The organism is Futiania mangrovi, from assembly GCF_024158125.1.
GTDB classification, from domain to species: domain Bacteria; phylum Pseudomonadota; class Alphaproteobacteria; order Futianiales; family Futianiaceae; genus Futiania; species Futiania mangrovi.
This window is the reverse complement of record NZ_JAMZFT010000001.1, coordinates 1,080,497-1,104,801: the sequence shown is the minus strand read 5'-3', so window position 1 is coordinate 1,104,801 and position 24,305 is coordinate 1,080,497. Positions and strand designations below refer to the sequence as shown.

21 protein-coding genes are annotated in these 24,305 nt (G+C 68.5%); 10 read left to right on the top strand and 11 right to left on the bottom strand.

Annotated features, from left to right (window positions below):
- Positions 1 to 3 precede the first annotated feature (3 nt).
- From lpxD to lpxB, 5 genes are read left to right on the top strand one after another with little or no spacing between them, the layout of a single operon-like run.
- Positions 4 to 1,044 (top strand): UDP-3-O-(3-hydroxymyristoyl)glucosamine N-acyltransferase, encoded by a 1,041-nt coding sequence (lpxD, locus tag NJQ99_RS05290; protein ID WP_269331746.1) that lies wholly within the window; start codon positions 4 to 6, stop codon positions 1,042 to 1,044.
- Positions 1,041 to 1,505 carry a 3-hydroxyacyl-ACP dehydratase FabZ gene (gene fabZ / locus NJQ99_RS05285; protein ID WP_269331745.1) on the top strand — a complete coding sequence of 155 codons (465 nt, stop codon included), beginning with the start codon at positions 1,041 to 1,043 and terminating at the stop codon, positions 1,503 to 1,505. Before lpxD ends, fabZ begins: the two co-directional genes overlap by 4 nt.
- Positions 1,506 to 1,522: 17 nt before the next feature.
- Positions 1,523 to 2,314: an acyl-ACP--UDP-N-acetylglucosamine O-acyltransferase gene (lpxA, locus tag NJQ99_RS05280; protein WP_269331744.1), complete on the top strand. Its 792-nt coding sequence runs from the start codon at positions 1,523 to 1,525 to the stop codon at positions 2,312 to 2,314.
- Positions 2,314 to 3,180, top strand: coding sequence for an LpxI family protein (locus NJQ99_RS05275; RefSeq protein WP_269331743.1), 867 nt, complete (start codon positions 2,314 to 2,316; stop codon positions 3,178 to 3,180). Before lpxA ends, NJQ99_RS05275 begins: the two co-directional genes overlap by 1 nt.
- Positions 3,177 to 4,346, top strand: a complete 1,170-nt coding sequence (gene lpxB / locus NJQ99_RS05270) for a lipid-A-disaccharide synthase (RefSeq protein ID WP_269331742.1) — start codon at positions 3,177 to 3,179, stop codon at positions 4,344 to 4,346. Before NJQ99_RS05275 ends, lpxB begins: the two co-directional genes overlap by 4 nt.
- 4 nt (positions 4,347 to 4,350) lie before the next feature.
- On the opposite strand, the gene gltA is transcribed toward lpxB, so the two are convergent.
- Positions 4,351 to 5,646 carry a citrate synthase gene (gltA, locus tag NJQ99_RS05265; protein WP_269331741.1) on the bottom strand — a complete coding sequence of 432 codons (1,296 nt, stop codon included), beginning with the start codon at positions 5,644 to 5,646 and terminating at the stop codon, positions 4,351 to 4,353.
- A gap of 175 nt (positions 5,647 to 5,821) precedes the next feature.
- Complete coding sequence (gene gltX / locus NJQ99_RS05260; protein WP_269331740.1) at positions 5,822 to 7,234, bottom strand: glutamate--tRNA ligase; 1,413 nt, start codon at positions 7,232 to 7,234, stop codon at positions 5,822 to 5,824.
- An 81-nt stretch (positions 7,235 to 7,315) separates the two neighbouring features.
- On the opposite strand from gltX, the gene NJQ99_RS05255 reads away from it, so the two are divergent.
- Positions 7,316 to 9,451 (top strand): ComEC/Rec2 family competence protein, encoded by a 2,136-nt coding sequence (locus NJQ99_RS05255; RefSeq protein ID WP_269331739.1) that lies wholly within the window; start codon positions 7,316 to 7,318, stop codon positions 9,449 to 9,451.
- On the opposite strand, the gene lexA is transcribed toward NJQ99_RS05255, so the two are convergent.
- From lexA to NJQ99_RS05225, 6 genes are all read right to left on the bottom strand, one after another.
- Positions 9,445 to 10,155, bottom strand: coding sequence for a transcriptional repressor LexA (gene lexA / locus NJQ99_RS05250; protein WP_269331738.1), 711 nt, complete (start codon positions 10,153 to 10,155; stop codon positions 9,445 to 9,447). The two genes, NJQ99_RS05255 and lexA, sit on opposite strands and share 7 nt — an antisense overlap.
- A gap of 114 nt (positions 10,156 to 10,269) precedes the next feature.
- Positions 10,270 to 11,496, bottom strand: a complete 1,227-nt coding sequence (locus tag NJQ99_RS05245) for a molybdopterin molybdotransferase MoeA (protein ID WP_269331737.1) — start codon at positions 11,494 to 11,496, stop codon at positions 10,270 to 10,272.
- A gap of 11 nt (positions 11,497 to 11,507) precedes the next feature.
- Entirely contained in the window at positions 11,508 to 12,002 is a 495-nt protein-coding gene (moaC, locus tag NJQ99_RS05240; RefSeq protein WP_269331736.1) for a cyclic pyranopterin monophosphate synthase MoaC, read from the bottom strand.
- The gene (gene trpC, locus NJQ99_RS05235) at positions 11,999 to 12,802 is read right to left on the bottom strand and encodes an indole-3-glycerol phosphate synthase TrpC (RefSeq protein WP_269331735.1); all 804 of its coding nucleotides are present in this window, start codon (positions 12,800 to 12,802) and stop codon (positions 11,999 to 12,001) included. The genes moaC and trpC overlap by 4 nt, the downstream gene beginning before the upstream one ends.
- A 16-nt stretch (positions 12,803 to 12,818) precedes the next feature.
- Entirely contained in the window at positions 12,819 to 13,847 is a 1,029-nt protein-coding gene (trpD, locus tag NJQ99_RS05230; RefSeq protein WP_269331734.1) for an anthranilate phosphoribosyltransferase, read from the bottom strand.
- A complete protein-coding gene (locus tag NJQ99_RS05225) occupies positions 13,844 to 14,422 on the bottom strand; it encodes an anthranilate synthase component II (protein ID WP_269332081.1) in 579 nt (192 codons plus the stop codon). Before NJQ99_RS05225 ends, trpD begins: the two co-directional genes overlap by 4 nt.
- Positions 14,423 to 14,577: 155 nt before the next feature.
- On the opposite strand from NJQ99_RS05225, the gene NJQ99_RS05220 reads away from it, so the two are divergent.
- Positions 14,578 to 15,831 (top strand): divergent polysaccharide deacetylase family protein, encoded by a 1,254-nt coding sequence (locus NJQ99_RS05220; protein WP_269331733.1) that lies wholly within the window; start codon positions 14,578 to 14,580, stop codon positions 15,829 to 15,831.
- A 36-nt stretch (positions 15,832 to 15,867) separates the two neighbouring features.
- On the opposite strand, the gene trpE is transcribed toward NJQ99_RS05220, so the two are convergent.
- Positions 15,868 to 17,391 carry an anthranilate synthase component I gene (trpE, locus tag NJQ99_RS05215; protein WP_269331732.1) on the bottom strand — a complete coding sequence of 508 codons (1,524 nt, stop codon included), beginning with the start codon at positions 17,389 to 17,391 and terminating at the stop codon, positions 15,868 to 15,870.
- Positions 17,392 to 17,409: 18 nt separating this feature from the next.
- Positions 17,410 to 19,308, bottom strand: a complete 1,899-nt coding sequence (locus tag NJQ99_RS05210; RefSeq protein WP_269331731.1) for a SurA N-terminal domain-containing protein — start codon at positions 19,306 to 19,308, stop codon at positions 17,410 to 17,412.
- 250 nt (positions 19,309 to 19,558) lie between these two features.
- Here NJQ99_RS05210 and tpiA point away from each other — a divergent pair, with 250 nt between their 5' ends.
- The 3 genes from tpiA to NJQ99_RS05195 all read left to right on the top strand — a co-directional run bounded on the left by tpiA (position 19,559) and on the right by NJQ99_RS05195 (position 22,494).
- Entirely contained in the window at positions 19,559 to 20,323 is a 765-nt protein-coding gene (tpiA, locus tag NJQ99_RS05205; RefSeq protein WP_269331730.1) for a triose-phosphate isomerase, read from the top strand.
- 105 nt (positions 20,324 to 20,428) lie between these two features.
- Entirely contained in the window at positions 20,429 to 20,788 is a 360-nt protein-coding gene (gene secG, locus NJQ99_RS05200) for a preprotein translocase subunit SecG (protein WP_269331729.1), read from the top strand.
- A 77-nt stretch (positions 20,789 to 20,865) separates the two neighbouring features.
- Positions 20,866 to 22,494: a CTP synthase gene (locus tag NJQ99_RS05195; RefSeq protein ID WP_269331728.1), complete on the top strand. Its 1,629-nt coding sequence runs from the start codon at positions 20,866 to 20,868 to the stop codon at positions 22,492 to 22,494.
- A 138-nt stretch (positions 22,495 to 22,632) separates the two neighbouring features.
- On the opposite strand, the gene NJQ99_RS05190 is transcribed toward NJQ99_RS05195, so the two are convergent.
- Complete coding sequence (locus NJQ99_RS05190) at positions 22,633 to 24,126, bottom strand: sensor histidine kinase (RefSeq protein WP_269331727.1); 1,494 nt, start codon at positions 24,124 to 24,126, stop codon at positions 22,633 to 22,635.
- Between the last annotated feature and the right edge of the window lie 179 nt (positions 24,127 to 24,305).

The following is a 24,305-nucleotide window of genomic DNA, read 5'->3' as shown; positions in this document are numbered from 1 at the left end:
GGCATGGCGGACCCAGCCTTTTTCACGCGGGCCTGCACGCTCACGCTGGCCGAGATCGTCGAACGGCTGCCTGCCGCCGTCGGGGCGGTACTGGCCGATCAGGACGACGCGCATTTCGTCGTGGAAGACGTTGCCCCGTTGTCTTCGGCGGGCCCGGCGGAGTTGAGCTTCTTCGACAACCGCAAGTATCTCGGGCAATTTCGCACCACGCGGGCGGGTGCGTGCGTGGCCCTGCCGCGCTTTGCGAAGGATGCGCCGGCCGGCTGCCGTCTCGTGCTCGCCAACGATCCCTACCGCGCCTATGCGCTGATTGCGCAGGCGTTCTATCCGCAGGACCCCGTCGTGCCGGGGATCGACATCCGCGCGGTCGTCGACGAGAGCGCGCGCCTGGGCGAAGGCGTGAGGATCGACGCCGGTGCATGGATCGGACCCGGCGCGCAGATCGGTGCGCGAACGCACATCGCAGCGAACGCGGTGATCGGCGCCAACGTGACCATCGGGCGTGACTGCCGGATCGGTGCGCTCGTCTCGGTCAGCCATGCGCGCCTCGGCGACCGCATCATCCTGCACCCCGGCGTGCGGATCGGCCAGGACGGGTTCGGGTTCGCAATGGGCCTGCCGTCGCATGCCAAGGTGCCGCAGCTGGGGCGGGTCATCGTTCAGGACGATGTCGAGATCGGCGCGAACTCGGCGATCGACCGCGGGGCCGGTCCCGACACCGTCGTCGGGGAAGGAAGCAAGATCGATAATCTCGTCCAGATCGGCCACAATGTGCAGATAGGGCGGCATTGCATCCTGTCCGGCCAGGTGGCGATCGGTGGAAGCACCGTGCTGGGCGATTTCGTCGCGGTGGGCGGCAACACGGGCATTTCCAACAGCGTGACCATCGGAACGGGTGCGAAGGTCGCCGGCGGCTCGGGCGTCATGCGCGATATCCCGGCAGGTGCGGTCCATGGCGGCGTACCGGCGAAGGATATCCAGGAGTTCATGCGCGACATGGCGTTTCTGACACGCCTGCGGAAAGCAAGAGGGGGTGACTTATGAGCGACGGAGCCCTTGCGGCTGTCGACTCCGTGGGAGTCGAACGGATCTGGAAGATGATCCCGCATCGTTATCCGTTCCTGATGATCGACCGGGTCGTCGACATGCGCGCGGGCGAATCGGCCGTCGGTATCAAGAATGTCACGATCAACGAGCCGTTCTTTCAGGGGCATTTCCCGGTTCGTCCGATCATGCCGGGCGTCCTGATCGTGGAGGCGATGGCCCAGACTGCAGGCGTTCTGGTGGTGCACACGCTCGGACCGGAGGGCGAGGGCAAGCTCGTCTATTTCATGACCATCGACAAGGCCAGGTTCCGCCGGCCCGTCACGCCGGGCGACCAGCTGCACATCCATGTCGGCGTCGAGCGCAGCCGCGGCAATGTCTGGAAGTTCCGTGGCGCTGCCAAGGTGGACGGCCAGCTTGTGGCCGAGGCCGAGTTCGGCGCCATGATCGTCGATCCCTGAGGAGAGCGGGAAGCTTCATGTCCAATATCCACCCGACCGCGATCGTCGATCCCGGTGCCGTGCTTGCCGCCGACGTCGCCATTGGCCCCTATTGCGTGGTCGGGGCGGGTGTGCAGCTCGACCAGGGGGTACGGCTGCATTCCCATGTCGCGGTCGCCGGCCGGACCCATCTCGGAGAGGGCGTGACCGTCTATCCCTTCGCCTCGGTCGGGCACGCGCCCCAGGACCTGAAGTACAGGGGGGAGGAAACGGCCCTTACGGTGGGTCCGCGGACGGTGATCCGCGAACATGCGACCCTCAACCCTGGCACGGAGGGAGGCGGAGGACTGACCAGTGTCGGCGCCAGCTGCCTCATCATGGTCGGGGCGCACGTGGGCCATGACTGCCGGATCGGCGATCATGTGATCCTCGTGAACAATGCAACCTGCGCCGGTCATGTGCAGATCGGCGACCACGCCATTCTGGGCGGGCTGTCGGCTGTGCACCAGTTCGTCCGCATCGGGCGTCACGCCATGGTTGGCGGCATGTCGGGGGTTGAGCACGACATCATCCCCTTCGGCCTCGTGACCGGGAACCGCGCGGTTCTTCAGGGGCTGAACCTCGTGGGCCTCAAGCGCCGCGGTTTCTCCAAGCCGGAGATCAGCACACTCCGTGCGGCCTACCAGGAGCTTTTCGCTGGAGAGGGTACGCTCCAGGAACGGGCGGCCGCGGTGGCGCAGAAGTACGTGGATTCGACCCTCGTGCAGGAGGTGATCGCCTTCGTGACCGCCGACACCTCGCGGTCGTTCTGCACGCCCGCGCGCGGCTGATGACAGGGGGTGGCCCGCTCGGCATCGTTGCCGGGGGCGGGGCGCTGCCCGCCCGTCTGGCGGCGGCTGCGCGTGCGGCGGGCCGGAGCGTGTTCGTCGTGGCGCTGGCTGGGGAGGGAGCCGAGGTAGATGCCGACGCGACCGTAGGCCTTGGCCAGGTCGGGCGCCTGTTCTCCCTTCTGCGCACGGCAGGCTGCCACGAGGTTGCCATCGCCGGTTATGTGTCGCGTCCCGATCTCGGCGACCTCAAGCTCGACTGGACGGGGATCCGGCTCTTGCCCCGCCTCGCACCGAAGCTGCGTGGCGGCGACGATGCACTGATGCGGGCCATCGTCGGGGCATTCGAGGATGAGGGCTTTCGCGTCGTCGGGCCGGAGGAGGTCGCGGCGCCCCTGCTCGCCACGGAGTGCTGCCTGACCGTCTCGTCACCCGACGGTGCGGATTGGGCCGACATCGCGCGGGCCGATGCGATCGTCGGCGCGCTGGCACCCTTCGACGTGGGCCAGGGGGCGGTCGTTGCGCGCGGCATCGCGCTTGCCATCGAGGCGGTCGAAGGGACCGACGCCATGCTGGCACGTCTTGCGGATTTGCCTGCCCATGTCCGCGGCACGGGCAAGGCCGCGCGCGCAGGCGTGCTCCTGAAGGCCGCCAAGCACGCGCAGGAGCGCCGCCTCGATCTGCCCGCGATCGGGCCGGAGACGGTGCGCCGCGCCGCGGCGGCCGGGCTGGCCGGGATCGCGCTGCGGGCGGGCGACGCGCTGATCCTCGACCGCCACGACGTGATTGCAGCGGCCGATGCGGAGGGGCTCTTCGTCGTCGGCTACACCGCGCATGACCTGTCGCGGCACTGCGGAGCGGGGGCATGAGCGCGCAAGCCCGGCGCACGGTGATGATCGTGGCTGGCGAGTATTCCGGGGACCGGCTTGGGGGCGAGGTGATGGCCGCGCTGAAGGGGCGGGCGCCTGGCCGGTTGCGTTTCGTCGGCGTCGGCGGCCCCGCGATGGCGGAGGAGGGGCTGGAAAGCCTGTTTCCGCTCGACGACATCGCGGTCATGGGGCTGGGCGACGTGCTGCCCAGTATCGGGCGTATTCTCGCCCGGTTGCGGGCTGCGGCAGTGCTGGCCGAACGCGAGGCACCGGACCTGCTGCTCACCATCGACTCGCTCGGTTTCAACGGACGGCTTGCGCGCCGGGTGCGGGCAGGCCGGCCCGGCATGCCGATCCTGCACTACGCCGCACCGAAGCTCTGGGCCTGGCTGCCGGGACGCGCGCGCAAGCTGAAGGGCGTCTATGACGAGCTTCTGTGCCTCTTTCCCTTCGAGCCGGATTTCTTCGCGGGCTTCGGTCTGCCCGCGACCTTTGTCGGCCACCCGGTCGTCACGCGCGTGCCGCCCGATCCGGTTACGGGCGCCGCTTTTCGGGCGCGCCACGGTATTGCGGCGGACGCGCCGCTGCTTGCCGTCCTGCCCGGCAGCCGGACGTCCGAGGTCACGCGCCTCCTGCCGGTTTTCGGCGAGACCCTCAATCGCCTTCGGGCCGATCATCCCGGCCTGTGGACCGTGACGCCGACGGTTCCGTCTCAGGCCGCGCGTATTGGCGAGGCGCTTGCCACCTGGGGGGAGAGAACCTTCACGGTCACGGGAGAGGCGGAGAAGTTCGCGGCCTTCCATGCCGCCGATGCCGCGCTCGCAGCGTCGGGAACCGTGTCGCTGGAACTTGCGGCCGCCGGAACCCCGATGGTCGTGGCCTACCGCGTTGGCGCGCTCAGCGCCGCCATCGCGCAAAGGCTTATCCGTGTGCGTTATGCGACGCTCGTCAACATCCTGCTCGACCGTCCGGTGGTGCCGGAGCTTTTGCAGGACGCCTGCACGCCTGACCGCCTGAGCGCCGCCGTGAGGCGGCTCCTGAACGACGAAACCGCGCGCCAGGATCAGCGCGCGGCGTTTGCCGAAGCCATGGAGATGCTGGGCCGGGGCGGGCGTCCACCCGCCGAACGGGCGGCGGAGGCCATCGCCCGCCGCCTCGGCCTCTGACCGGTCAGCGCTTGCCGAGCGGCACGTAGTCCCGCTCGCCGGGGCCGGTGTAGAGCTGACGCGGGCGGCCGATGCGCTGCTCGGGATCCTCGATCATCTCCTTCCACTGCGCGATCCAGCCCACCGTGCGGGCCAGCGCGAACAGCGCGGTGAACATTGTCACCGGGAAGCCCAGCGCGCGCAGCGTGATGCCGGAATAGAAATCGATGTTCGGGTAGAGCTTCTTCTCGACGAAATACTCGTCCGACAGCGCGATGCGCTCCAGCTCGACCGCCACCTCGAGCAGCGGGTCGTTCTTTATACCCAGTTCGTTCAGCACCGCGTGGCACTGCTTCTGCATCACCTTCGCGCGCGGGTCGTAATTCTTGTAGACCCGGTGCCCGAAGCCCATCAGGCGGAAGGGATCGTTCTTGTCCTTGGCGCGCTTGATGTACTCCGGGATACGGTCGACGCTCCCGATTTCCTCCAGCATCTGCAGCGCGGCCTCGTTCGCGCCGCCGTGCGCAGGCCCCCACAGGCAGGCGATACCCGCCGCGATGCAGGCGAACGGGTTCGCGCCCGAAGAGCCCGCCAGGCGCACCGTCGAGGTGGAGGCGTTCTGCTCGTGATCGGCGTGCAGGATGAAGATCGTGTCCAGCGCCTTCGCCAGCACCGGGTTCGGCGTGTATTCCTCGCACGGCACGGCGAAGCACATGCGCATGAAGTTCTCGGTGTAGCCGAGGTCGTTGCGCGGATACACGAACGGCTGGCCAATGGAGTACTTGAAGGCCATCGCCGCGATCGTCGGCACCTTTGCCACAAGGCGGTGGGTCGCGATCTTGCGCTGCTCGGGATCGTTGATGTCGGTGGAGTCGTGATAGAACGCCGACAGCGCGCCGACGACGCCGACCATCACGGCCATGGGATGCGCGTCGCGCCGGAAGCCGCGGAACAGGAACTGGATCTGCTCGTGGACCATCGTGTGGTAGGTGATGGTCTTTTCGAAGTCCTCGCACTGCGCCGGCGTCGGCAGTTCCCCATAGAGCAGCAGGTAGCAGACCTCGAGAAAGTGCGACTTCTCAGCAAGCTGGTCGATGGGATAGCCGCGATAGAGCAGCACGCCCTCGTCACCGTCGATATAGGTGATCTTCGAGGAGCAGCTCGCGGTGGAGGTGAAGCCCGGGTCGTAGGTGAACTTCCCCGTGGAGCCATAAAGCTTGCGCACGTCGATCACGTCCGGGCCGACGGTTCCGGAGTGGACCGGCAGGTCAAACGGCTTGCCGTCCACGTTCAGCGTTGCAGTCTTGTTGTTATCGCTCACTGCATCCCTCCTCGAGGCTGAGGTCGCAAGGCTGCCCCCGGTAGGAAGGTCCGGCGGCACAGGCGACGAATAGAGGTCTCCGCGACGGGTTATACGGCGTTGGGGCGCCCCCGCCAATCGCAGCGCACCATAAGCCCTTGAAGCGCAGCCGTCACGTCCCGAAATCGGGGGGCGCTCATGCCGGGCGCGCGGCTGCGCGCAGGCGCATCAGCGCCGTTTCGCGGCCCACGCCACCCAGCACCGCGAACAGGCTGGGGCTCGCCGTCCGGCCCACGAGGCAGGCCCGTATCGCCGGCCCGACAGCGCCCAGCTTGAGGCCCTGATCCTTCAGGTGCGCCTTGACCGCCGCCTCGAGGCTTTCGGCTGTCCATGGCTCGACATCGGCCAGCGCGTCCGCCAGTGCACCGAGCCGCGCCCGGGCTTCCTCCGTCAGCACGGCGGCAGCGGCATCGTCCGGCACGATCACCTCGTCGGTGAGCAGGAACGCCGCCTGGTCCAGCAGGTCGGCCAACGTGCTCGCCCGTTCGCGCAGCGCATCCAGCATCCCTGCAATCCGGGCACGCTGGGTTTCGTTGAAGGCCGCATGGCCGTGTGCGGTTGCGAATTCTTCCAGTGCAGCCAGCGCGTCCTGCGCCGGCATCGCGCGCAGATAGTGAGCGTTCACGCTGCGCATCTTCTCGAAATCCAGGCGCGAGGGCGACTTGCCGAGGTCCGCGATATCGAACCATGCGATCGCCTGCTCGGTCGTGAAGATCTCGTCGTCGCCGTGTCCCCAGCCGAGGCGCGCGAGATAGTTCCGCATGGCGGCGGGCAGATAGCCCTGGTCGCGGTACCAGTCCACACCCAGCGCGCCGTGGCGCTTCGAGAGCTTCGCCCCGTCGGGCCCGTGGATCAGCGCGATGTGGGCGTAAACCGGAACGGACCAGCCCAGCGCCTCGATCAGTTGCATCTGTCGAGCCGCGTTGGTCAGGTGATCGTCGCCGCGCACCACGTGGGTCACGCCCATGTCGTGATCGTCCACGACGACCGACAGCATGTAGGTGGGCGTGCCGTCGGAGCGTAGGAGCACCATGTCGTCGAGCTGCGTATTGGGAATCCGAACCTCGCCCTGGACGATGTCGCGGATCACGGTCTCGCCCGCACGCGGGGCACGAAAGCGTACGGCGAACGGGCGGCCCGCGGGTGCCTCCCGCCAGTCGCGGTCGCGCCAGGGGCTCTCGACGCGCCCCCCCTCGCTGCGGGCGCGGGCGCGCTCCGCCTCCAGTTCCTCCCCCGTCATGTAACAGCGGTAGGCCTTGCCTTCGTCCAGGAGGCGGTTCGCCTCCCTGGCATGCGTGTCCATGCGTGAGAACTGGAAGACCGCATCGCCGTCCCAATCGAGGCCCAGCCAGCGCAAGCCGTCGAAAATTGCCTGGATTGCCGCGTCGGTGGAGCGTGCACGGTCCGTGTCCTCGATGCGCAGCAGGAACTTTCCACCCGTGTGACGTGCATAAAGCCAGTTGAACAACGCCGTCCGCGCGTTTCCAATGTGCAGGAAGCCGGTCGGCGAGGGGGCGAAGCGGGTGACAACTGTCCGGGGGTCGGCCATGGGGCGTCCTGTGTTCGTGGCGTGGCGATGAGTGGCGCGGCTTCCTTACCACCGGCAGCCCGGCCTTTGAAGCCCGCCGCCATGGCAGTGCCCCGGCGCCGGCGTCTGCGCCGCGGTGTGAAGCGGGCCGCGGGCAGGATTGCACAACAGGCGCAGCCCTTCACCTGGGCGCCTGTTCTCCTGGCCCTCGGCATTGCCGTCTATTTCGCCTTGCCGGCCGAACCCGCGCAGGCTGCGCCCGTGCTTCTGACCCTCGCGGTGGCCGTGCTCGCCGCCGCAGCATGGCGAACGGGACGTGCGGGCTTCCGGATCGTCTGTCTCGCTGCCGCAATGGTGCTGACCGGCGTGCTTGCAGGAACCCTGCGGACCCAGGGGGTCGGCACGCCCGTCCTCGACAGGGGTATCGGCAGCGCCGAGGTGACGGGCCGTGTGCTTGCGGTCTCCGGAAAAGGTGACGGCGGCCGCGACATGACAGTGGTGCTTCAGGTGGACCGCATCGGGGGGCTTGGGCCCGGTACGACGCCGCGCCGTCTGCGGCTTGCCGTGCCTGCACGCGGGGCGGGGCCTGACCTCTTGCCGGGGGTGCGTGTCGAGGCGACGGCGAGGCTATGGCCGCCCCCTCCCCCGGTGGCGCCGGGTGCCTATGATTTCGGGCGGCGGCTCTTCTTCGAATCGATCGGCGGACTGGGCCAGGTTCGGCGCCTGAGCGTCATTGCACCGGTCGACGGTGCGGGCGGTGTGGGCTTCTGGGCGAGCCTGCGCGCCGCGGTGGCGGAACGGCTGCGCGTTGCGATCCCGGGTTCCGCAGGCGGGGTCGCGGTGGCCCTTGTCACCGGAGACAGAGGCGGGATTCCGCCGGAGAACACAGAGCACCTGCGCGCTGCGGGCCTTGCCCACCTTCTTGCGATCTCCGGCTTGCACATGGGCCTGGTGGTTGGCGCCGTCTTCGGGGCGGTGAGAGGGACCATCGCGCTCATTCCCCCGCTTGCGCTGCGCCTGCCAGCGAAGAAGATCGCCGCCGTGGCCGCGATGGTTGCCGCTACCGCCTATCTCGGCATCTCGGGCGCTTCGGTGCCCACCGTCCGCGCCTTCCTGATGGCTATGCTGGTGCTTTCCGCCGTGCTGATCGACCGGCGCGCCATTTCCATGCGGACGGTCGCGCTGGCCGCTCTCGTCATCCTTGCGCTTCAGCCAGAGGCTTTGCTCGAGGCGGGGTTCCAGATGTCCTTCGCCGCGGTGGTAGCGCTTGTCGCCATCTACGAGCGCTGGTCCGCCCGCCCGCGCGGCGAACGCCCGCGCCAGCATGGCGCCCTCCATCGTGTGGCAGCCTACATGGCAGGTGTCGCTGGAACCAGCCTGATCGCCGGCCTGGCAACCGCGCCGTTTGCTGCCTTTCACTTCGACCGCGTCGCGGTACTCGGCCTGCTTGCCAATCTGGCGGCCGTGCCGGTCGTGGCGCTGCTGGTGATGCCCGCGCTTGTTGCGGGCTTGCTGCTGGAGTTGGGATGGAGTGCCGCTTCTGAGTTCGCGCTCGCCGCTGCCGGATGGGGGATCGACGCAGTGCTTGCCGTCGCCGCGGCGGTCGCGGCATTGCCCGGCGCGGAGTTCATCGTGGCGCGGCCACCTCTCTGGGCCCTGATCGCCGTGGTCGCAGGTAGCCTCGTCCTGCTGCTGCAGAGGGGCGGCACCCGGTGGATGGGGCTCGTCCCTCTGTGTGCAGGACTTGCAGCTTTTGCGACGGCGCGTGGCCCGGACATCCTCGTCGACGACATCGGTGCGACGATTGCCGTACGCCTGCACGAGGAGGGGGACTACGCCATGGCTCTCAATCGGCGCTCGACCTTCGCAGCCGAACGCTGGTTGCGAGCGGACGGCGACCCCCGACCGCTGGAGGTGGCCCGGACGGCTTGGGAAGCCGCCTGCGGTACGGCGGTCCCATGCGTGCTGTCCAGTCGCGGGGGCATCGGCATCGCGGTGCTGACCGCAGCTTCAGGACGCAGTGTCAGGGGTGAGGAAGCGCATTGCGCGCTTGCCGCAATCATCATCGCTCCGCGTGAAGGTCTAAGATGTCCGGAGCTGCCCGGGCATGCCATCGACCGCACCTGGCTCGAGCGGGAAGGGGCAACGGCACTCACCGTGCAAGGCGAGCGAGTCCATGTCGAAACCGTGGCTCGTGCCCGCGGCAACCGTCCCTGGGTGCCGCAATCGCCTCAATAGCGGCGGATAAGCCCCACGAGCTTGCCCTGCACCTTCACCCGGTCGGGACCGAAGATGCGGGTCTCGTACGCCGGGTTCGCGGCTTCGAGTGCAATGGAATTGCCCTTACGGCGCAGGCGCTTGAGCGTCGCCTCGCTGTCGTCGATCAATGCAACCACGATCTCGCCCGAATTCGCCGAGTCGCACTTGCGCAGGATCGCCCAGTCGCCGTCGAGGATCCCCGCCTCGATCATCGAGTCGCCCTCGACCTCGAGCGCGAAATGCTCCCCCTGCCCGGCGAGTGCTCGCGGCACCTCGATCTCGGCAACCGGGTTCTCCAGCGCGGCGATAGGAACGCCAGCCGCGATCTTGCCGATCAGCGGCACCGCGATTCCGGCGCCTTCGCCGACCGGCTTCGCGGAGGCTGCGGGGCGCGGCGCACTACGGAAGCGGCCCGGGATGACATTGGTGTCCGTCGTGGCCGCGGGTGGCGTTGCGGGGCGCGATGCGTCTTCCGGCAGGCGGATCACCTCCAGCGCGCGGGCCTTGTGCGGCAGGCGGCGGATGAACCCGCGTTCCTCCAGCGCCGTGATGAGACGGTGAATGCCCGACTTCGACTTGAGCGACAGCGCGTCCTTCATCTCGTCGAAGGAAGGGGAGACGCCACCGTCCTTCAGGCGCTGGTGGATGAAGAGCAGAAGCTCGTGCTGCTTGCGTGTGAGCATGGTGTCCCCCGAACTTTTGCCCTGTGTTCCGACGGCGGCCGCGAAGCGGACCGTTGCGCTTATGTTCTAGTTTGGTTCGCAATGATTCGTCAAGCGAAGTGAGAACATCCGTCCTCAGATCGCCCGCAGCGGCAGGATGTCGACGGCCTCGCCGGCCCTGGCTGGCGGCGCATGTGGCGGACGCACCACTAGGGCATCCGCGCGTGAAAGCAGCGCGAGCATGGAGCTGTCCTGGCGCGGGAAGGGCGTGGCAAGGAGCGTTCCGTCCTCCTCCCGCGTCAGCGATGCCCGCAGATAGTCTTCGCGCCGGTCGTTCTCGCCTAGGTCGGCCGCGAGCCGGGCCCTCAGCGTGGCGGGAGCGGATGCCGGTTCGCCCGCGAGGCGGCGGATCGCCGGGCCGGCGAACAGCGTGCCGCAAACCAGAGATGAGACGGGATTTCCCGGAAGCCCCAGCACGGGCATTCCACCGAGCGTCCCGAACATCAGGGGTTTTCCCGGCCGCATGGCGATCTTCCAGAAGTCGAGCGTCATGCCGAGCCCACGAAGGACAGGCCCCACGAGGTCGCGGTCGCCGACGGATGCGCCGCCGAGCGTGACCAGCATGTCGGCGCCTGCCGCGTCGGCGATGGCAGCCTGCAGCGCCTCCTCCGAGTCGCCCGCGATGCCGAGGTCGCGCGCGATGCCGCCCGCTGCGCGCACCTGCGCGGCCAGCCCGTAAGTGTTCGAGGCGACGATCTGGTCGGGCCCACGCGGGGAGCCGGGCCGCACGAGCTCGTCTCCGGTCGCCAGGATGGCGACGACGGGACGGCGATGCACAGGCACGCTCAGCGCCTCGACCGACGCAAGCAGTGCGACGTCTGCGGCACCGAGCCGCGTGCCCGCGCGCAACACCCTGTCCCCGGTCTTGAAATCGAGGCCGGCGGGCCGGATCCAGCGTCCGGATGCGGGTGCCTCGCGGGCCGCGATGACATCGCCGGCGCGGTCGACATCCTCTTGCAGGACGATGGCGTCCGCTCCCTCCGGCATGGGCGCGCCGGTGAAGATGCGCACGGCCGTTCCCGGCCGCAGCGCCTCGGAAAAGCGCTGGCCTGCGACAGACTCCCCGATCACATCGAGGCGCGCGGAGAGGTCGGCGAGGTCCTCCGCCCGGACCGCGTAGCCGTCCATCGCAGACGCATCGAAGGGCGGCTGTGTCCGGTTGGCTGTGACGTCGGATGCAAGGACACGCCCGTCGGCCTCGGAGAACGGCACCCATTCGGTTCCGGTCGGCGCCAGCTGTGCAAACAGGCGTGCGCGCGCCTCGGCAACGGGAAGAAGGGGGAAGGGTGCCTTGCCGTTCATTGCCGCCGCGCTCACTCCGCCCGGTAGTCGCCGGACTTGCCGCCCGTCTTCTCGACGAGCCGAACGTCGGTGATGCGCATGGCGCGGTCCACGGCCTTCAGCATGTCGTAGACGGTGAGGCCCGCGACGGACGCAGCCGTCAGAGCCTCCATCTCCACGCCCGTCCGTCCCTCGACCTTCGCGGTCGCGGTGATCTCCACGGCATTGTCGGCGGGCAGGGGCATGAGGTCGACAGCCACCTTGGTGAGCGCCAGCGGATGACACAGCGGGATCAGGTCGGAGGTTTTTTTCGCCGCCATGATGCCCGCGAGGCGTGCCACGCCCAGAACGTCTCCCTTGGCGGCGGTGCCTTCCATGACGCGGGCCAGCGTGTCCGGCGCCATCAGGACGCGCGCTTTCGCGACCGCGGTGCGCGAGGTCACGTCCTTGCTGCCGACGTCGACCATTGCGGCCTTGCCGTCTGCATCGAAGTGAGTAAGGCGCCCGCCGGGCGCACTGCCGCTCATGCCACCGTCTCCCGCGCGAGGATGGCGCGCGTTGCCGATGCCACGTCGGCCTGGCGCATCAGGCTCTCGCCGATCAGGAAGCTGTTGACGCCGATGCGCGCAAGCCGGGCGAGATCCGCCGGCGTGAAGAGTCCGCTTTCGCCCACTACGTGCCGGTCGGCGGGTACGCGGGGCGCCAGCGTCTCCGTCACCGCGAGAGATGTCTCGAAGGTCCGCAGGTTGCGGTTGTTGATGCCGATGAGGGGGGAGCGCAGCTTCAGCGCGCGGTCCAGCTCGGCCCCGTCATGCACCTCGACCAGCACGTCCATGCCCCAGTCGAGGGCTGCGGCCTCAAGCTCGGCTGCCTGCCTGTCCTCCAGTGCGGCCATGATGAGCAGCACGCAATCGGCGCCCAGTGCCCGGCTCTCCGGGATCTGGTAGGTGTCGAACAGGAATTCCTTGCGCAGCACGGGCAGATGGGTCGCCTCCCGCGCCGCCGTCAGGTAGCTGTCCTCGCCCTGGAAGGAGGGCGTGTCGGTCAGCACCGAAAGGCAGGACGCACCACCGTCCGTATAGGCGCGTGCGAGCGCCGGCGGGTCGAAATCGGCGCGGATCAGGCCCTTTGAGGGGCTCGCCTTCTTGATCTCGGCGACAAGGCCGTAGCGCTCTTCTTCCTGCGCGCGCAGAAGGGCCGCGTGAAAGCCCCGCACGGGCGGGGCGGCGCGGGCGTCGCGCTCCACGCTTGCGAGGGGACGCACGGCCTTGCGTGCAGCCACCTCCTCGAGCTTGTAGTCGCGGATCCGGTCGAGAATGTCGCTCATGGGTCTGTCCGGCGCTTCAGGAGTTGGTGACCGCGACGAGCCGGTCGAGCACGGCCCGCGCCTTCCCGCTGTCGATGGCGTCGGCAGCTGTCGCCGCGCCGGATTTCAGGTCGGCGGCCTTGTCCGCGACGATCAGCGTCGCCGCGGCGTTGAGCAGCACGATGTCTCGGTATGCGTCCCTTGACCCGTCGAGCACGGCCTTCAGCGCCCTGGCGTTGACCTCCGCATCGCCGCCGCGCAGATCCGCCGCCGTGGCGCGGGACAGGCCAGCGTCCTCCGGCGTGACCTCGAACGTGCGCACGGCGCCCGCGTGCCATTCGGCGACAATGCTCGGACCCGTGGTCGTCAGTTCGTCGAGCCCGTCGCTGCCGTGGACGACCCAGGCGCGCTCGGCCCCCAGCTTGCCCAGCACTTCCGCCATCGGCACGACCCACCGGTCGGAAAAGACGCCGATCAGCTGGCGGCGTGCGCCAGCGGGGTTCGAGAGCGGACCCAGCAGGTTGAAGATCGTGCGGGTGCCGAGCTCAACCCGCGTCGGGCCGACATGCCGCATTGCACCGTGGTGGCGCGGCGCCATCATGAAGCCGAGGCCGGCCTCGCGGATCGCGCGGGCGACGAGGCCGGCGTCCAGTTCGATGTTCACGCCCAGCGCAGAGAGCACGTCGGCGGAGCCTGACTTCGACGAGAGCGCCCGGTTGCCGTGCTTGGCGACGGGCACACCGCAAGCAGCGACGACGAAGGCGACAGCGGTCGACACATTGTAGGTGCCGGACGCATCGCCGCCCGTGCCGCACGTGTCGACGGCACCGGCGGGCGCATCCACTTTCAACGCCTTGGAGCGCATGATGCGCGCGCCACCGGTGATCTCGTCGACGGTTTCTCCGCGCACCCTGAGCGCCATCAGGAAACCGCCGATCTGCGAGGGCGTCGCCTCGCCCGACATCATGATGTCGAAGGCCTGCATGGCCTCATCCTCGGTCAGGGCGGTGCCGTCGGCGACCCGCGCGATGAGGGGGCGAAGACTGCGTTCCTGCGCCGCCGTCATGCCGCCACCGCTGCAAGATTTAGGAAGTTCTTAAGCATGGCCCTGCCATGGTTCGTGCGAATGCTTTCAGGATGGAACTGTACCCCGTGGACGGGCCGCTCGCGATGCGACACACCCATGATGACGCCGTCCTCGCTGTGCGCCGTCACCCGCAGGCAGTCGGGTACGCTCTCCGGGTCGACGGTGAGGGAGTGATAGCGCGTCGCCTCGAACGGGTTGGGCACGCCCTGGAAGACGCCGGTTCCGTCGTGGCTGATCTTGCTGACCTTGCCGTGCATGGGCACCGGCGCGCGGACGATGCGCGCACCGAAGGATTGCGCGATCGCCTGGTGGCCGAGGCAGACGCCGAAGATCGGCACCTCTCGCCATGCGGCGGCGATGAGGTCGAGGCAGATGCCCGCCCGGTCCGGATCGCAGGGGCCCGGCGAGATCACGATGGCCGCAGGCCTGCGCGCCATGGCTTCGGCCGGTGTGATCTGGTCGTTGCGGACCACGTCCACCTTGGCCCCAAGCTCGCCCAGATAGTGGACGAGGTTCCAGGTAAAGCTGTCGTAGTTGTCGATCAGCAGGATCATCGCGGTCACTCGCACGGTCGAAGGGTGCAGGGACGGTCTTCCCGTACCCCTGGGTTCGGTTGGGCACTAAAGGCTCTCCGCCGCGGAGCGTCAAGCCACCCGGCAGGACGGCGGCGCAGCAGTTGTGTAGAAGAGGTCAGGTTCGGATGAATTCGGTGGTCAGTACCTTGGTTGCGAAGGGTTCCAGGAACGCCGCGGCGGGCAGGCCGCCGGCCGAGGTCTTCAAGACCTTGGCCGCCGACGCGATCGCGGCACTCGGCGAGCCCGCGGCCACGGTCCGGGTTGCCGACCTCGGCAAGGGCCTGCGCAAGGCACCGTCGCTCTACCTGCTCTGCCTCTACGCGGCTGTGGCGGCGCTTTCGGCGGCCGTCCTCGCGCTCTATCTGGTCCGCGGGACGGGCAGCGAGGTGGCGATGCCCGATGGGCAGCCTGCCATCCTTACCCCCGCCACATCCGGCGCGGGCGATGCTGCGCCGCGCGTGATCTCACCGGAGACTGCACCGGCTCTTCCCGCCGTGCCGCAGGGATTCGACTTCGGGAACGAGGGGATCGGACGCATGGCGGTTCCCGAGACGCTGGGCCTGCCCGAGACGGTGCCGCCCGCATCGGTACCGGCACCGGAGGCCGCCGCACCGCAGGCCGAGGTCGCCGCACTGCCCACGGTTCCGCGCGAAGTGGCGCCGAGCGCGCTGTTGCCTGCATGGCGGCGCAATGCCGTGCCGCCGCCCCCGATCGCCGGGCGCCCGATGATCGCAATCATCATCGACGACATGGGCAACAGCATGTCTTCCTTCGAGCGGATCCTGAGCTTCGACAAGCCGCTGACGCTCTCCTTCTTCCCGCATGTGGAGAACGTGCAGGCGCAGGTCGATCGCGCGCGCGCTGCAGGCTTCGAGGCGATGGCGCACATCCCGATGGAGCCTGTGCTCCCGCTCGACCCGGGTCCGAACGCGCTGCTGGCGGGGCTCGGCCTCAACGAATTGCGCTCCCGGCTCGACTGGCACCTCGCGCGCATCGACGGTGTCGTTGGCGTCAACAATCACATGGGCAGCCTGGTCACGGCGGACCAGGACGCGATGACGGTCGTGATGGACGAGTTGTCCCGGCGCGGCCTCCTGTTCGTCGACAGCCGGACGAGCGCCAAGTCGGTCGCGGGCCCGCTCGCGCGCCGGATGCAGCTTCCCAACGTCGACCGCGACGTCTTCATCGACTACGAGGACGTACAGGGCTCGATCCAGGAACAGCTGGAAATACTGGAGCGGAAGGCGAAGAAGTACGGTTTTGCCGTCGGCATCGGCCACCCGCGTCCGATGACGCTGGACATGCTCGAACCCTGGCTCAAGTCCATCGAGGACCGAGGCTTCGTGATCGTGCCGGTCACGACCATCGTGAAGTCGCTGCGCGGCTAGGGCAGGGGGCCGGCCCGTCGGGCGGAAACCGGCGGGCTACTGCCGCCGCCCCCCCGACGCCGCAAAGCGCACGGCCTCCTCCGCCGCGCGGACAACGGCCTTCGCCTTGTTCACGGTCTCCTGGTACTCGCCTTCGGGTGTGGAATCCGCGACGACACCGCCGCCTGCCTGCACGTACATCGTGCCGTCCTTGACAACCGCCGTGCGCAGGACAAGGCAGGTGTCCATGCTGCCGTTCGCGGCGAAATAGCCGATGCCGCCGCCATAGATGCCGCGCTTCTCCGGCTCCAGTTCGTCGATGATCTCCATCGCGCGGACCTTCGGCGCGCCCGAGATGGTGCCCGCCGGAAGCCCGGCCTGCAGCGCGTCGAGCGCATCGACGTCGCCGCGCACCTTGCCGTCCACGTTGGATACTATGTGCATGACATGGCTGTAGCGTTCGATCCCGAACTCCTCCGTCACCTCGACGGAGCCGATTTCGGCGACCCGGCCCACGTCGTTGCGGCCGAGGTCGAGCAGCATCAGGTGCTCGGCAAGTTCCTTGGGGTCGGAGAGCAGGTCGGCCTCGAGTGCGTCGTCCTCCGCCTCGTCCTTGCCTCGCGGGCGGGTGCCCGCGATGGGGCGGATCGTCACCTTTCCGTCACGCACGCGCACAAGGATCTCCGGGCTCGAGCCAACGACCGAGAACCCGTCGAAGTCGAGGAAATACATGTAGGGGGAGGGGTTCGTCCGGCGCAGCGCACGGTAGAGCGCGAAGGGCGGCAGCGGGAAGGGCACGGCAAAGCGCTGGCTCAGCACGACCTGGAAGATGTCGCCGGCCAGGATGTACTCCTTCGCCCGCTCCACCATCTCGAAATAGGCTTCCTTCGACATGTTGGAGGCCGGTGCCGGGATCGCCGTCTCCAGTGTGCGCGTGTCGTAGCCGGTGGCCGGGAGCGCGCGCTCGAAATCTGCCAGCACGTCCGCGAGCCGCTCGCACGCCCGGGCATGCGCCGCCCGCGCCGAGACGCCCGGTTCGGGCCGGACCGGCGTGACCACCGTCACGAGGTCCTTCACGCTGTCGAAGATCACCACGATCGTCGGGCGGACGAGAATCGCATCAGGCACGCCGAGCACGTCCGTGTTCGGTTCCGGCAGCCGCTCGACGAGCCGCACGGTGTCATAGCCCATGTAGCCGAAAAGGCCCGCGGCCATGGGCGGCAACTCTGCCGGCATGTCCTCGATCCGGGTTTCCGCGATCAGGTCGCGCAGGGCGTCGAGCGGCGGCTTCTCGCACGCCTCGTAGGCATCGGGATCGTAGCGTGCGGAGCGGTTGATCTCCGACCGGCTGCCGAACGCACGCCAGATCAGGTCGGGCTTCATGCAGATCATGGAGTAGCGGCCGCGCACGGCGCCGCCTTCCACACTCTCGAACAGGAAGCTCTGCGGACGGCCGTGTGCCAGCTTGAGGAAGGCGGAGACGGGTGTCTCCAGGTCCGCGACATACGTGGTCCAGACGACCTGTGCGCGGCCTGCATCATAGGCTGCGGCGAAGGCGTCGAACGCCGGAGACGTGATCATGCGGCCTTCCTTCGCGCCTCAGAGCGCGCCATAGGAGTTGAGCGCGGCGCGAATGGCAGCCGGGTCGCGGCTCACCTCGAGCGCCTGCTTCGCGTCGGCGATGTAAGAAGCGATGAGTTCCTGCCGGTAGAGATCGGAAAGCTGCGCCTGGCGGGTCTGCGCTGCCTGCGCCGCCGCATCGCCCTCGGGTCTGGAGATCGCCGTGACGCGGCCCAGCAGATACCCGTCGCTGCCCGCCGCAGGTCCGGTCACGACGCCGCCTTCCGCCGCCTCGAACAGTGCGTCCAGCATGTCGCCCGAGACAGGCGCTTTCGGCTGCAGGCGCGTAAGGCCCGAAATCTCCTGCACGCCGGCACCCACCTCGGCGGCGACGCTGTCGAGGGTCGTTTCGCCCTTGCGCACCGCTTCCGCATAGGCTTCTGCCTTTTCGGCGAGCGCGGCCTGGCGCTTCTCCGCCGTCACCAGTTCGACCACGCGGTCGCGCACCTCGTCGAGCGGCCTGACGCGCGAAGGCTCGATCCCGTCGACGCGGACGACCCAATAGATGCCATCCGTCGTTTCGTTGATCGGCTCCTCCAGCCCCACGTCCGACTCGAAGACGGCTTGCAGAAGCCCGTCGATGCGGGGGAAGTCCTGCGGCGGCTGACCGTCCTTGCCAAGACCGCGCGCATCGATCGCCTCGGCCTTGTAGACAGGCAGGTCGAGTGCGGACGCCGCTTCCTCCAGCGTTTCGCCGCCCGCGCGCCGGTCCTCGAACACGTTCGAAAGCTCGTATAGCTCGTCCCTGGCTCGCTCCAGCGCAAGCTCGGTGCGCAGGAGTTCGCGCACGTTGGCGAGAGGGGTCACGTCCTCGGGCTGGATCTCCGTGACCCGGAGCAGCGTCCAGCCGAAGGGCCCCTCGACCGGGGCCGTCACACCGGGCGCCTCGAGGGCGAACGCCGCTTCGGCGACCGCGTCCGGCAGTTCGGCGCGCGTCACGGCACCGAGAGAGATCTCCTCCGCCGAGAAGCCGAGATCGGCCACGGCCTGGTCGAGGTCGGACGCAAGCTGCAGGCGCGCCGCCGCCGCCTGCGCCGCTTCCTGCGTGTCGAACAGCATCTGCTGGACCGTGCGCCGTTCGGGCACGGTGTAGCTTTGCTTTCGCGTCTCGTAGAGTGCGGCGATATCTTCTTCCGGCACCTCGATCTGTGCGGCCAGATCCTGCGGCCCGAACGCGACCAGCGTCACCGCGCGGTATTCCGGCGCGGTAAAGCGCTGGGTGTTGTCTTCGTGATAGGACGCCAGCTCCCCGTCCGTCGGGGCTGTCACCTCGCCAGCGGCTGAGGCCGGGATGACGAGCGCGCTCAGCGTCCGCGCTTCGCGGGCATATTGATTGAGCGCAGACGTCGTGAGCAGTGCCGGCTGCGCACCCGCACCGATCACGTCGAGCAATTGCTGGCGGGTGAGATCGGCACGCACGTTCTCGAGGAACGCCTGCTCGGAAAACCCGGTCCGGCGCAGCACGGTTTCGAACGCGGTGCGGTTGAAGGTTCCGTCGAGGCCCTGGAAGGCCGGAAGGGTGCGGATATAGTCAGCAACTGCCGCATCCGGCGTGTCGAGGCCCATGCGGTGGGCCATGACGTCGAGGACGGTGCGGTCGATCATGCGCTCCAGTACCTGGCCGTCGATTCCCTCCTGCACCGCTTCGGTCGGCAGGATGTTGCGGCCCAGCTGCTGCGAAAGCCGCTGCCGCTCCTGGTCCAGTTCGCGCAGGAAGGCCGGCGCCTCGATCGGCACGTCGCCGACCGTGGCGACGGTGGTCGACGCACCGCCGCGCAGCATGTCGCCGACGCCCCAGACCGCAAAGCTCGCGGCAAGCAGGACGATGAAGATACCGGCGACCCAGCCGCCGGCGAACTTTCGCATCTGGTCGAGCATTTGGCGGACATCCTCGCTCACGCGCGCAAAACGGTTCGGCGGACCGCGAACCGGTCCGTCGGGCGGCGGATATTAGGAGCGGGCGGGAGGCGTTACAACCCAATGCCGGCGGCTCTTGGTGCTCGAAAAGCAAAGAATCTGCACGACACTCCCGCCGGCAGGGCGCAATCGGGCTTGATCCCGGCGGCCGGATCGGCCAACCAAGACGCGCAACAGAACCCTCGTTCGCAGTCTGGAGGACGGCTGGCCCATGACCCGCACCCCGCTTGTCGCTGGCAACTGGAAGATGAACGGCCTTGCGGGCCATCTGGTCGAGGCGCAGGCGATCGCCGCAGGCGCGGCCGTGCACGCCGGCGCCTGCGAGGTGATGCTCTGCCCGCCCGCGACCCTGCTGTCGCGGCTTGCAGACGCCGTCTCCGGGACCGCGGTGACGGCAGGGGGGCAGGATTGCCACGCAAACGCCACAGGCGCGCACACGGGTGACGTCGCCGCCCCGATGCTGGCGGATGCGGGCGCGCGGGCGGTCATCCTTGGCCATTCGGAGCGGCGCGCGGATCACGGCGAAACCGACGCCGACGTGCGCGCCAAGGTGGCCGCGGCCCACGGGGCAGGCCTCGTCGCCATCGTCTGTGTGGGTGAAACCGAAGCCCAGCGCGATGCGGGCCAGGCACTCGACGTCGTGCGCAGCCAGCTTGCGGGCTCGCTTCCGGACGAGGGCGTGAGCGGGGCGAGCGTCGTCGTCGCATACGAGCCCGTGTGGGCCATCGGCACGGGCCGCACACCCGTCGAGGAGGACATCGCTGAGGTGCATGGGGCCATGCGGGCCGCGCTGACGGCGCGCTACGGCGCGGAGACCGGGGGGGCGATCCGCCTGCTCTACGGCGGCTCGGTCAAGGCCGGGAACGCCGTATCCATCGCGGGCGTTGCGGACGTCGACGGTGCGCTGGTCGGCGGCGCAAGCCTGAAGGCGGCCGATTTCCTGCCCATCGTCGAAGCGTTTGCAGCAGAGCGGTGACCGCGGTCAGGTGACACGCCGCGCGAAGGCTGCTAAACACCCCCGCGCGGGCGGCGGCTACAAGCGTCCCGCCGCCGTGCAACCGGGCTTTTCGAAGGGTTCGCCATGTATCAGGTCCTGCTGATCATCCATCTTGTCGTCACCGTCTTCCTCGTCGGGGTCGTCCTGCTGCAGAAGTCGGAAGGGGGCGCGCTGGGCATCGGCGGAGGCGGCGGCATGATGACCGCCCGGGGCGCGGGCAATGTGCTGACCCGGACAACGGCGATCCTGGCGGCTCTTTTCATGGCGTTGAGCCTGGCGCTGACCTGGATCGCGGGCCATTCGGGCTCTTCCTCGATCCTCGACACCGCGCCGATCACGACACCGCTGACGAGCGAGCAGCTCAAGGGCGAGGCCGTCGGCACCCAGCCGTCGGGTGACGCGCCGGCTGCACCCTCCGGACCGTCGGTTCCCGCGACCGACTGACCGTTTCCGGTTTCCTGTTTTGTAACGGGCCGGAAGGTGCTTCCGGCCCCCCCGAATCTCGACTAAGGTGAAGGTCCATGGCGCGGTTCGTATTCATAACCGGCGGCGTGGTCTCCTCATTGGGAAAGGGGCTCGCTTCTGCGGCACTCGGCGCGTTGCTACAGGCACGCGGCTACCGGGTGCGCCTGCGCAAGCTCGACCCCTATCTCAATGTCGACCCCGGCACGATGAGCCCGTATCAGCACGGGGAGGTTTACGTCACCGACGACGGTGCGGAGACGGACCTCGACCTCGGGCATTACGAGCGGTTCACGGGTGTGCCCGCCTCGCAGCGGGACAACGTCACCGCGGGGCGCATCTACAAGAACGTGATCGAGAAGGAGCGGCGCGGCGACTATCTCGGCGGCACGGTGCAGGTGATCCCGCACGTGACCGACGCGATCAAGGCGTTCGTGCTGGATGGCGCCGACGACGTCGACTTCATGCTGGTGGAGATCGGCGGCACGGTCGGCGACATCGAGGGCCTGCCGTTCTTCGAGGCGATCCGCCAGCTTGGACAGGAGCTGCCGCGCGGGCAGGCGTGCTTCATCCACCTGACCCTGCTGCCGTTCATCTCCACGGCGGGGGAGTTGAAGACCAAGCCGACGCAGCATTCGGTCAAGGAACTGCGTTCCATCGGCATCCAGCCGGACATCCTGATGTGCCGCGCCGACCGGGAAATTCCGGCCGACGAGCGGCGCAAGATCGCGCTGTTCTGCAATGTGCGGCCAAGCGCGGTGATCCAGGCTCTCAATGTGCCGACGATCTACCAGGTGCCGATCGCCTATCACGAGGAAGGACTCGACCGGGAGGTGCTGGCGGTCTTCGGGATCGAGGACGCGCCGGAGCCTGAACTCGGGGCGTGGCGCGGCATCGTCGATGCCGTGATGCAGCCCGAGGGGGAAGTGACGATTGCCGTCGTCGGCAAGTACACGGGCCTGCTCGACGCCTACAAGTCGTTGTCGGAAGCGCTGATCCACGGCGGCATCGCGAACAATGTCCGCGTGAACATGCGCTGGATCGATTCGGAGGTGTTCGAGCGGGAGGACACGGCCCTCTATCTCGAGGACGTGCACGGTATTCTCGTTCCTGGCGGCTTCGGGGAGCGTGGCGCGGAAGGAAAGATTGCCGCGGCGACCTTCGCGCGCACCCGCAACGTCCCCTATTTCGGCATCTGCTTCGGCATGCAGATGGCGGTGATCGAGGCGGCGCGCAATCTCGCCGGGATCGCGAAGGCCAGTTCGACCGAGTTCGGCCCCTGCGAGGAGCCGGTGGTCGGCCTGATGACAGAGTGGATGCGCGGCGAACAACTCGAACGCCGGCAGGCCAATGGCAACCTGGGTGGCACCATGCGGCTCGGCGCCTTCGAGGCGCGGCTGTCACCCAACAGCCGGATCGCTTCGATCTACGGCGCCAACACGATCTCGGAGCGGCACCGCCACCGCTACGAGGTCAACATGGGCTACCGGGAGCGGCTGGAACAGGCAGGCATGCTGGTCGCCGGAACCTCTCCCGACGGCCTGCTGCCGGAGACCGTGGAGCTGCCCGACCATCCCTGGTTCATCGGCGTGCAGTACCACCCGGAGCTGAAGTCCAAGCCCTTCGCCCCCCATCCGCTGTTTGCAAGCTTCGTCAAGGCCGCGGTCGAGCAGAGCCGGCTGGTCTGACGCCGCCCCCGCGAGGGGCTGCGAGGGCAATCAGATGCCAATGGGGCTTTCCGGCGCCGGATGCAGGGCTGTTCGTCTGGGGGGCCGTCCAGATCACCGCGCAGGCAAGGGGAGAGATCGCCGCCGTGCGTGCGGGTCTCACGCCGCCCGAAGGCGGGTCTTGGACGTCGTGCGCACGACGGGAAGGCTGATCCGGACGCGGGTGAAGGCCTCCGGCTCGCTCTCGATCTCGAAGCTGCCGCCGTGCAGTTCGGCGATCCGCTTGGCGAGCGGCAGGCCCAGGCCCGCCCCATCCTTGCTGCGGGCGTTGCGGTGGGCGTTGACCTGGCGGAAGGGCGTCAGCGCCTCGGCGATGAGGTCGGCCGGCATCCCCTGGCCCATGTCCTCGATGACGAAGATGAGATTCTCACCGTCAGATTCCACCATCACGGTCGCGGCACCGCCGGCTGGCGTATGCTGGACCGCGTTCTTCAGCAGGTGGACAAGCATCGTCTTGGCCGCAGCACCGTCGGCCTCGATCGTCTCAGGGAGGTCCTCGCCGTGCATGAAGCCCAGCGCGACGCCCTTCTCCCACGCCCTATCCTCGACGAGCGCGACCGCAGATTGCGCGAGTTCCAGGGGCGAGACCTCCTCGATAACCAGCGTTTCGGAGCCCCCGTCGATCTTGGCGATCTGCAAGATGTCGTTCAGCAGCGACAAGAGGTGGGTGCCGCTCTCGCGGATCTTGCCCGCATAAGCGACGTATTTCTCGTCGCCGAGGGGACCGAACAGCTGGTTGACGAACATCTCCGACAGGCCCACCACCGCGTTGAGCGGCGTGCGCAGCTCGTGGCTCATGTTGTCGAGGAACTGTGCCTTCATCCGCTGCATCGCCTGCATCTCGACATGAGCGGCCTCGACCGCCTCCATGCGCTCGGTCTCGGCGGCGACGTTGCGGAGCGCGCAGACGATCTCGCGCCCGTCGGGCCCGTCGATGGCCACGGCGTGGGCCGTGACGGGGACCAGGTCGCCCGTTGGCCGCACCACGGTCGCGCGCTCTCCCAGGCGCGCGATCACCTCGGTTGCGCTGCCGGAATCCGCCTCGCCGTCGAGCAGCCCGAAGATCGACCCGCCAAGCACCGTGTCCACGTCCCGCTGGAACAGCGCGAGCGCGGCACTGTTCACCTGGCGGACGCGGCCATCGGGTTCCAGCAGCAGCACCGCGACGTCGAGATGGTCGACAATGTTGGCGAGATGATCGCGCGTTTCCTGCTCCGCCCGGATCGTCTGGGCGAGGGTATCGAGCGCCTCTGCAATCACGCTTGCGGTGTCGTTGCCGCCCTTGGGCAGGCGTACGTCGAGATGTCCTTCCGCCAGGGACTTTGCCGCACTCGCCACCCGCTCGATCCGGCCGGCGGGCGCAGGTGCAGGCATGGGGGCGCTCTCTCCCGCTTCTTGCGCGCGCGGGCGCAGGACATAGCCGCCGCCGACCGCGAGTGCGAGCGCCACGAGCAGGATCGGCGCCGGGACCGGCACGATCAGCGGCGGGAGCAAGACCGCGGCCGCCCCGGCAAGCGCAAGCGCTGCAACGGGAAGGCCGATCCGAAGCATGGCGCCTGCCCCCTTGCCGGCGCGCGTCGATGTGTCCGTCATGTCTCGCGTAACCGTCCTGTTGACCCCAGGGGAACGGCCGGGTGCCCCGCCAGCCGGATGGCCGTCCCCGCCTCAATTCTGCCCCGTCCATGTTTAACCGCTGCTTAAACGCGGATACGTCACGCGCGGGGAGCGCACATGGCTTCCCTTCGCCGCCGCAACGGCTTACATGGCGCCCG

Bases quoted from the DNA above. Each gene is read 5' to 3' on its own strand.
- NJQ99_RS05210 (WP_269331731.1), bottom strand. From the start codon at position 19,308: ATGCTCGACCAGATGCGAAAGTTCGCCGGCGGCTGGGTCGCCGGTATC.
- secG (WP_269331729.1), top strand. From the start codon at position 20,429: ATGTATCAGGTCCTGCTGATCATCCATCTTGTCGTCACCGTCTTCCTC.
- fabZ (WP_269331745.1), top strand. From the start codon at position 1,041: ATGAGCGACGGAGCCCTTGCGGCTGTCGACTCCGTGGGAGTCGAACGG.
- trpE (WP_269331732.1), bottom strand. From the start codon at position 17,391: ATGATCACGTCTCCGGCGTTCGACGCCTTCGCCGCAGCCTATGATGCA.
- NJQ99_RS05245 (WP_269331737.1), bottom strand. From the start codon at position 11,496: ATGAACGGCAAGGCACCCTTCCCCCTTCTTCCCGTTGCCGAGGCGCGC.
- trpC (WP_269331735.1), bottom strand. From the start codon at position 12,802: ATGAGCGACATTCTCGACCGGATCCGCGACTACAAGCTCGAGGAGGTG.
- lpxB (WP_269331742.1), top strand. From the start codon at position 3,177: ATGAGCGCGCAAGCCCGGCGCACGGTGATGATCGTGGCTGGCGAGTAT.
- NJQ99_RS05225 (WP_269332081.1), bottom strand. From the start codon at position 14,422: ATGATCCTGCTGATCGACAACTACGACAGCTTTACCTGGAACCTCGTC.
- NJQ99_RS05190 (WP_269331727.1), bottom strand. From the start codon at position 24,126: ATGACGGACACATCGACGCGCGCCGGCAAGGGGGCAGGCGCCATGCTT.
- trpD (WP_269331734.1), bottom strand. From the start codon at position 13,847: ATGACGGCGGCGCAGGAACGCAGTCTTCGCCCCCTCATCGCGCGGGTC.
- lpxA (WP_269331744.1), top strand. From the start codon at position 1,523: ATGTCCAATATCCACCCGACCGCGATCGTCGATCCCGGTGCCGTGCTT.
- NJQ99_RS05275 (WP_269331743.1), top strand. From the start codon at position 2,314: ATGACAGGGGGTGGCCCGCTCGGCATCGTTGCCGGGGGCGGGGCGCTG.
- gltX (WP_269331740.1), bottom strand. From the start codon at position 7,234: ATGGCCGACCCCCGGACAGTTGTCACCCGCTTCGCCCCCTCGCCGACC.
- tpiA (WP_269331730.1), top strand. From the start codon at position 19,559: ATGACCCGCACCCCGCTTGTCGCTGGCAACTGGAAGATGAACGGCCTT.
- lexA (WP_269331738.1), bottom strand. From the start codon at position 10,155: ATGCTCACACGCAAGCAGCACGAGCTTCTGCTCTTCATCCACCAGCGC.
- moaC (WP_269331736.1), bottom strand. From the start codon at position 12,002: ATGAGCGGCAGTGCGCCCGGCGGGCGCCTTACTCACTTCGATGCAGAC.
- NJQ99_RS05195 (WP_269331728.1), top strand. From the start codon at position 20,866: ATGGCGCGGTTCGTATTCATAACCGGCGGCGTGGTCTCCTCATTGGGA.
- lpxD (WP_269331746.1), top strand. From the start codon at position 4: ATGGCGGACCCAGCCTTTTTCACGCGGGCCTGCACGCTCACGCTGGCC.
- NJQ99_RS05255 (WP_269331739.1), top strand. From the start codon at position 7,316: ATGGCAGTGCCCCGGCGCCGGCGTCTGCGCCGCGGTGTGAAGCGGGCC.